6 protein-coding genes are annotated in these 8017 nt (G+C 67.5%); all 6 read left to right on the top strand.

The annotated features are described in order from the left end of the window. Positions 1–2520 (top strand): glycoside hydrolase/phage tail family protein (locus ACE3P6_RS13075; RefSeq protein WP_374395704.1); only part of this gene is annotated, 2520 nt, incomplete at its 5' end. 11 nt (positions 2521–2531) lie between these two features. After that, positions 2532–4454, top strand: coding sequence for a DUF2793 domain-containing protein (locus tag ACE3P6_RS13070; RefSeq protein ID WP_374395703.1), 1923 nt, complete (start codon positions 2532–2534; stop codon positions 4452–4454). Positions 4455–4786: 332 nt separating this feature from the next. Continuing rightward, positions 4787–5428, top strand: coding sequence for an SOS response-associated peptidase (locus tag ACE3P6_RS13065; protein ID WP_374395701.1), 642 nt, complete (start codon positions 4787–4789; stop codon positions 5426–5428). Continuing rightward, positions 5418–6020 (top strand): ImuA family protein, encoded by a 603-nt coding sequence (locus ACE3P6_RS13060; RefSeq protein WP_374395699.1) that lies wholly within the window; start codon positions 5418–5420, stop codon positions 6018–6020. Before ACE3P6_RS13065 ends, ACE3P6_RS13060 begins: the two co-directional genes overlap by 11 nt. Further along, positions 5947–7446, top strand: a complete 1500-nt coding sequence (locus tag ACE3P6_RS13055) for a DNA polymerase Y family protein (RefSeq protein WP_374395696.1) — start codon at positions 5947–5949, stop codon at positions 7444–7446. Before ACE3P6_RS13060 ends, ACE3P6_RS13055 begins: the two co-directional genes overlap by 74 nt. Then, a partial coding sequence (locus tag ACE3P6_RS13050; RefSeq protein ID WP_374395693.1) for a PHP domain-containing protein occupies positions 7443–8017 on the top strand: 575 nt, incomplete at its 3' end. The genes ACE3P6_RS13055 and ACE3P6_RS13050, both read left to right, overlap by 4 nt.

Here is an 8017-nt window from a genome sequence, read left to right as displayed (position 1 = left end):
TCCAGCGCCAGCGCCTATCCGGCAGTGACGGCCTTCAAGGCGCTGGCGGCGGATGTGAAGGCCATCCTCGGACCAGGCACCAAGGTGGGCTACGCCTCGGACTGGTCGGAGTATTTCGGTCACCAGCCGGGCGACGGCACTGAGGATGTCTTCTTCCACCTCGACCCGCTCTGGTCGGACGCGAATGTCGATTTCATCGGCATCGACAACTACATGCCGCTGTCGGACTGGCGCGACGGGTTCGACCATGCCGATGCGCTCGAGGGCTGGTCCGCCATCCACGACCGGGGCTACCTGCAGGCCAACATAGCAGGCGGCGAGGGCTTCGACTGGTTCTACGCCTCGACCGCCGACCGGTCGGCCCAAATACGCACCCCCATCAATGACGGTGCTGCAGGCAAGCCGTGGGTCTTCCGCTACAAGGATCTCCGCGCCTGGTGGTCGAATGCCCACTTCAACCGGCCGGGCGGGGTGGAAAGCGGCACGCCGACCTCATGGGTGCCGCAGTCAAAGCCCGTCTGGTTCACCGAACTGGGGTGCCCCGCCATCGACCGGGGCACGAACCAGCCGAACGTCTTCTTCGACCCGAAGTCGTCCGAGAGCTTCACGCCCTGGTTCTCCCGCGGCTGGCGCGACGACGCCATCCAGCGCGCCTATCTCGAGGCGAGCTACCTCTGGTGGGGTCAGAGCGCGAACAACCCGACGTCCGCGATCTACGGCGGCCGGATGGTGCATGTTCCGGAATGTGCCGCCTGGACCTGGGACGCGCGACCCTATCCGTTCTTCCCCGAACTGACTGGCGTCTGGACGGACGGGCCCAACTGGCGGCTTGGTCACTGGCTTACCGGACGGCTGGGCGCGGTGTCGCTCGCTGCCCTCGTACGCCACCTCTGCTTGCGCGCTGGGCTGTCGGAGAGCCTGATCGACGTCTCCAGCCTCTGGGGCGCGGTCGAGGGCTATGTGATCGGGGCCATTGAGTCCCCCCGCGCATCGATTTCCACGCTGGCCCGGCATTTCGGGTTCGATGCCATCGAGACGGAGGGCGTCATCCGCTTCGTCATGCGCGGGCGCGCCTCGGTCGCCACGCTGGCCATCGACGATCTGGTGGCCAGCCGTGAGGGCGAGGCCTTCGAACTGACCCGTGGCCAGGAGACCGAACTGCCGCAAGCCCTGAAGTGGCAGGTCGCCCGGGCCGACGAAGATTACGACGCCGCCCTCGTCGAGGCCCGCCGCATCACCGTCGACACGACGCGCATTGCCTCCGAGGCCTTCCCGATGGCAATCCCGCCCGAGGAAGCCGAACGCCGCTGCCGTCGCGCGCTGATGGAAGCCTGGATCGGCCGGGAAACTGCCACCTTCCGCCTGCCGCCCTCAAAGCTGGCCCTCGATCCCGCCGACGTAATTCGGCTCGCGCATGATGGCCGTGAGGTCGAGTTCCGGCTGGTCTCCGTCGCTGATGCCGAAGCGCGCGGGATCGAGGCCGTCCGTCAGGACCGCGCCGCCTACGACCTTCCGCCCGGCGATCCCCGCCCGGCCTCGCTCGCCAGTCCCGTCGTCTTCGGCACGCCCGAGGTGGTGATACTGGACATTCCGCAGATCAACGAGAACGTGGCCACGCATCGACCCCTGATCGCAGCCCATGCCAGCCCATGGCCGGGCGAGATCGCGGTGTTCCGCAGCGCGTCCACCGACGGGTTCAACCTCCTGACCACCTTCGGCACTCGGGCTCGAATCGGGACGCTGGCCTTCGACTTCTTTCCGGGACCGACCTCGCGCTTCGATCTGGGCAACACGCTGGTGGTCGATCTTCTGTCGGGGACGCTGGAGAACGTGACGGATGTCGCGCTCTTCGGCGGGGCCAATGCACTGGCGGTCGAGTCGGCAGCAGGGGTTTGGGAGATCGTCCAATCGGGTGCGGCCGAACTGATCGCCCCCGGCCGGTATCGCCTTTCCCGGCTCCTGCGCGGCCAGCGCGGAACGGAACATGCGATGGGCAATCCAGCCCCGGCCGGAGCGCGGGTCGTGGTGCTGGACGCGGCACTCACCTCCTTGCCCATCGCCGAGGCCGATCTCGGTTTGCCGTGGAACTGGCGCGTGGGCCCAGCTGCTCGCTCCGTCGGCGATGCGAGTTATGCGGCGCTGGGCTTCACCCCGACAGGGCGCGGCCTCGTGCCCTTCGCGCCGGTCCATGTCGAACAGCCGTGGCGAACGGCCCGCGGCCCGGGCGATCTGACCATCCGCTGGACGCGCCGGTCCCGCGCGCTGGTCGCCGATGCCTGGGAACAGGTCGAAGTGCCGTTGGCTGAGGACCAGGAATCCTACGACGTCCAGATCCTCGACGGCACGGCCGTCAAGCGCACCCTTACCAGCAGCACGGCCTCCGTCCTCTACACCGCCGCCCAGCAGACCACAGACTGGGGTGCGCCGTTCGGGCCCGGCCAGACACTTGCGCTCCGCATCTACCAGCTCTCGAACCGTCTCGGCCGCGGCACGCCTGCGTCCGTCACTCTCCAGTTCTGACGGGAACCCCCATGTCCGACACCACGACCCATCTGGGCATGCCTTACCTTCTGGCCGCCCAAGCGCAGAAGCATGTCACCCACAACGAGTCGCTGCGCCTGCTCGACGCCATGGTGCAGCTTTCCGTCCTTGATCGGATGCGCACCACGCCACCCGCCGGCCCGGCAGACGGCGACCGACACCTGGTGGCCTCCGGTGCCACAGGCCTTTGGGCCGGGTGGGACCTGAACATCGCCTTCTGGGTCGACGGCGCGTGGATCCGGCTGGTGCCGCGCACCGGTTGGCTCGTCTGGGTCGCGGCCGAGGGGCTGTTTCTCGTCTGGACCGGTAGCGCCTGGGAGGTGGTGGGCGAGCCGCGCGACGTGTCGGACGCCGTGTTCAGCCTGGTGAACGACACCGATCCGACGAAGCAGGCAACCTTCTCGCTGGCGGGGATCAGCGCCGGGACGACCCGCAGCTTCTCGCTGCCCAACACATCCAGCGAACTGGCGATTCTCGCAGGAACGCAGACCTTTAGCGGCAACAAGACCTTCTCCGGCACGCTGACGGCATCCGGAACCGTCACCGTCTCGGCGGCCAGCGCCACCATCGGCACGGCGACGACGACCGCCACTTACGGCATGGGCACCGGCGCCACGACCACGGGCGTGACCAAGACCGTGAACCTCGGAACGGGTGGTGCCGCCGGATCGACCACGGTTGTCAACATCGGCTCGACCACGGCTGGGGCGGGCGGCACGACCGTCATCAACACGCCGACGGTAACCTTCGCCAATGCCGTCACACAAGTTGGCATGCCCCAGGCGAACCTGACAGCGCAGCTCCTGGGCCTCGGCGGGGCGACGGCCGACAGCTACAACCGGCTGTCGGTCAACACCCCGGCCGTGCTGTTAAACAACGCAGGCGCAGGGATCGAGGCCACCGTGAACAAGTCGGCCGCGGGGAACGACGCGGCCTTTGCCTTCAAGACCGGGTTTTCGGCGCGGGCGTTGATCGGCCTCCTCGGCAACGACGACTTCAGCTTCAAGGTCAGCTCGGACGGTTCGGCCTTCTTCGATGCGATCAAGATCGACCGCACCAGCGGCCAAGTGGAACTGCCGCAGCCCACGGTCCTGCCGGGGCTTGCCGCAGCGCCATCCCCGCCGCCCACAGGGAAGGCCACTCTTTATGCGCGCAACCGTGCCGGGGCGCCGTGGATCGACGTGATGCGCCCCTCGGGCCGGGACTTCCCGCTCCAGCCGCATTTCGGGGTCAACCGGATCGCCAACTGGTCGCCCTCGACCGGCACGACGGTGACCACCGAAGGCCTGCCAATCACTTCGGTCGGCACCGTTTCGACGCCCACTCTGGCCGCGACGAACCTTGCGACCTCCATGCGACGCTGGCGCCTGACCTCGGCAGCCGTCGTGGACTCGGTGGCCGACCAGCGATCCGCAGGCTGGGCCTGCTGGCGCGGCAATGCCGCAGGCCTTGGTGGCTGGACCTTCGTCACGCGGATTTCGCTGACGACGCTCCAAGCAACCGGCATGGGGTTCTTCGGACTCTACGGCTCGACCGCGGCACTCGCCACGACGCTGACGCTGGCCGCAGCCATCAACTGCATCGGCATCGGCTTCCAGCGCGGCACCCATGCCAACTGGCAGCTGGTCGCCAATGACGGGACCGGAGCACCGACTCTCACCGACATGGGCGCGAGCTTTGCCATTGCCACCGGCGGGGTGCTGACCCTGTTCATAGCCGCGCCGCCGAACGGTTCGTCGGTATGGGTCCGGGCCGTGCACGAGGTCACTGGCGCGGTCTTCGAACAGGAAATCGCCGCCGACCTGCCCGCCGCCACACAGTTCCTGTCGCCGCGGCTGTTCCTGAACACCGGAGCGACAGCCGCCGCCGTCGCCTACGACTGCGCTGGGGTCTATCTGGAGACGGACTTCTGATCCGGCTTCTCGGAAAGCCAGCTCGTGTGAATCCCGGGCCGGGCGACATCAAGACGGGAAGCGCCGAACGCCTCAACCGTGGCGTATCGCCCGGCTCGGATCACAGGTTCACGGTTTCAAAAAGCGGCAGGGATTCGCTGCTCCGGAATAGTGGCACGGCTAAGCGGCATCTGTCTCCCGCGGCGATGGGCACAATTGTGCACCTTCGATCAGGCCGAAATCTGAACCACGCTTTCCCCAAAGTCTCTGTTCTGGCAATGTTCCATCCTCCCTTATGATTCCCGGACCTTCGCATGTGCAATTTGTACTCCCAGACCAAGAGCCAGGACGCCATGCGCCATGTCTTTGACGACATGCGCGGGGATGGCGAGGACTTGGTCGATCTGACCGGCAACCTGCCACCCATGACCGGAATCTTCCCCGACTATCCCGCGCCGATCATCCGGCACGGGACACAGGGTGGCTGGCAATTGACCATGGCGCGCTGGGGTATGCCGACACCGCAGGTGTTTCTGGCAGGCAAGCGCACCGATCCGGGCGTCACCAATATTCGCAATGTCGCTTCGGCCCATTGGAGACGCTGGCTCGGGGTGGAGCATCGCTGCCTCGTCCCCTTCACCAGCTTTTCCGAGATCGACAGCCGCCCGGGCGCACCCCGCAACCATCCGATCTGGTTCGCGCTTGGCCAGCGTCGCCCCCTGGCCTTCTTCGCGGGCATCCGCACCGAATGGACCTCGGTGCGCAAGCTGAAGGAGGGCGAGGTAACGGCAGAGCTGTTCGGCTTTCTGACCTGCCCACCCAATGCCGAGGTTGCGAAGATCCATCCTAAGGCAATGCCGGTGATCCTGACCAGGCCCGAGGAGTGGCGGCGATGGCTGACTGCACCGGTGGCCGAGGCCTTGCCGCTGCAACGCCCCCTGCCCGACGGGACGCTGCAGATCGTGGCGGAGGGAGTGCGTGAAGATGCAGCCTGAGACCTTGCGCCATGAACTGCCCCCCACCGATGCTTTCGATCTGCGCGGGCGACGTGTGCATGAGGCCGAAGGCCGCGGTCGCCGAAGTTTTGCGCTGTTTCAGGCGGTGCGGCATCCCGGCCCGCTGGTCTGGATCCTGCCCGCCCATGTGCCGGAACTGCCGATGCTGCGCGGGTTGCCGAAAGGTGTCGGCGAACGGCTGCACCTGTTCCGCGCCGAGGGCGAGACCGATCTGCTGTGGTGCATCGAGGAGGCACTGCGCTCGGCTCCCGTCGGCCTCGTCATCGCCGAACCGGAAAAGCCCCTGTCGCTGACCGTAGGGCGTCGCCTGCAACTGGCGGCCGAGGCCGGGCGGACCACCGGCCTGATGCTGATCCGCGAAGGCGCGGGCAGCAATGCCACAGAAACGCGCTGGTCCTGTGAGCCCGTGGCAAGCCCGGCTGCGGACTCGACTCTGCATTGCTGGACCCTTAATAAGAACAAAAGGGGAACTTGTGGAAGTTGGATTGTGAACTGGAATGGCGCGACGGCTGCTGTCCATCTGGTTTCCGAGGCTGGCCAGCGACATCAGCCTGCGGAACCGCCCGGTTGAAGGGCCCCTTGCCCTGAGCCAGCGCTCGGGCAATGCCGATCATCTGCATTGCCTGAACCCCGCCGCCACGGCACGCGGCCTGCATCGCGGCATGGCGCTGGCCGATGCCCGCGCGATCTGTCCCGATCTTGCCACCCGGCCCGCTGATCTGGCCCGCGAAGCGGCGGCGCTGGCGTCCTTGCGCCGCTGGGCCAGCCGCTATGCCCCCATGATTGCCACGGATGGCGCGGACGGGCTGATGGCCGATATCTCGGGCGTGCCGCACCTGTTCGGCGGCGAAGCCGATTTGCGCGAGGACTTGCACGCGCGGCTGACGCGGGCGGGCCTGCATGCGGAAAGCGCCATAGCCGGAACCCGTGGCGCTGCCCATGCACTGGCCCGTCACGGCGGCGGCATCGTGCCGGATGGGCGACTGATCGAGGGAATTGGGCACCTGCCGGTGACAGCTCTCAGAGCGGATCCTGAAACGGCCGATGCGCTGGCGCGGGTGGGTCTCGCACGCATTGCCGATCTGGCGCATTTGCCGCGCGCGCCTCTGGCCCGCCGCTTCGGGCAAGGGCTGGTTCTTCGGCTGGATCAGGCGCTCGGGCAGCGCGACGAGCCCGTGGCAGCGGAACCGGACGCCCCGCATTTCGGGGTGCGGATGACGCTCCCCGAACCGATCGGACGGCAATCCGATGTCATGGCGGGGCTGGAACGCCTGCTGGAGCGGCTCTGCGCCAAGCTCGCCCAACATCGGATGGGTGCGCGCCGGGTCCGCTTGGAGCTGCGCCGCGTGGATCGCCAATCTGCACAGGTCGAGATCGGTCTCGCCCGCCCGATGCGCGACGCGGCCCGCATCGCTGCGCTGTTTGCCAAGGGCGTGGACGAGGTGGATGCCGGTTTCGGCATTGATGCCCTTCGCCTGACTGCCCCGGTGACAGAGGCCCTTTCGCCGGAACAGATTGGTGGCAGCCAGGCGATCCGGCACGACGATGCGTTGGCCGATCTTCTGTCCTCTGTCGGCAACCGCATCGGCTTTGACCGGGTGCTGAGGCTGTTGCCTGCAACCAGCCTGATCCCTGAGCGCAGTTTCCTCCTGGCCCCGGCTGCTTATTCCGCATCCGAACCGATCCCGCATCGCGGGGGGGCGGCGCGGCCGATCTCCCTGTTTCCGCCCGAGCCGGTGACCGCCGCCTCGGGCAACCCGCCCGCGAGTTTCCGTTGGCGGCGCATGCGCTTCACCACGCTGCGCGCGCTGGGCCCAGAACGCATCACGCCGGAATGGTGGTTCGACGATCCCGCCTGGCGGTCGGGCCTGCGCGATTACTGGCGGATCGAAACCCGGGAAGGGCCGCGGCTCTGGCTGTTTCACACCCCGCAAACCCCGGCCTGGCCCGCGCCCGGAGGGGCGCAGAACTGGCACGTACAGGGGGTGTTCGCATGATTCCCTACGCCGAACTTTGCGTCACATCGAACTTCACCTTCCTGACCGGCGCCTCGCATCCAGAGGAACTGGTATCGCGGGCGGCAGAACTGGGGCTGAGTGCCATCGCCATCACCGATCGCAATTCGGTGGCAGGCGTGGTGCGGGCCTTCTCCGCGCTGAAGGAACTGGCGCGTCTGCGCGACGAGGCGCGGACCGCGGCGGCAGAGGCGGGCCCAATCATCCGCTCGCAGCGCGTGACGGACCATTCCAGCCGCCAGACCGTGCCGCATTTCACCGGACAGACTGATGCCCCCGCCATGTCGGACGCGCCGCTGCCGAAACTGATCGCCGGGGCGCGTCTGGTGCTGACTGACTCCGCCGTGGAATGGCTGGCCCTGCCCACCGATCTTGCCGCCTGGTCGCGCCTGACCCGGCTTCTGTCGATTGGCAAGCGGCGCGCGGCCAAGGGCGAATGTCACCTGCAACGCGCCGATCTGGTCGAATGGGGCAAGGGCATGGTGCTGATCGCCCTTTCGCCCGACCCGCTGGACGATCCCGGCCCGAAAAGCACCCGCGGCGATCTTCGCGC

It is taken from the genome of Tabrizicola sp. (assembly GCF_041911175.1).
Taxonomy (GTDB): domain Bacteria; phylum Pseudomonadota; class Alphaproteobacteria; order Rhodobacterales; family Rhodobacteraceae; genus Tabrizicola.
This window is presented reverse-complemented; position numbering and strand designations above follow the sequence as displayed.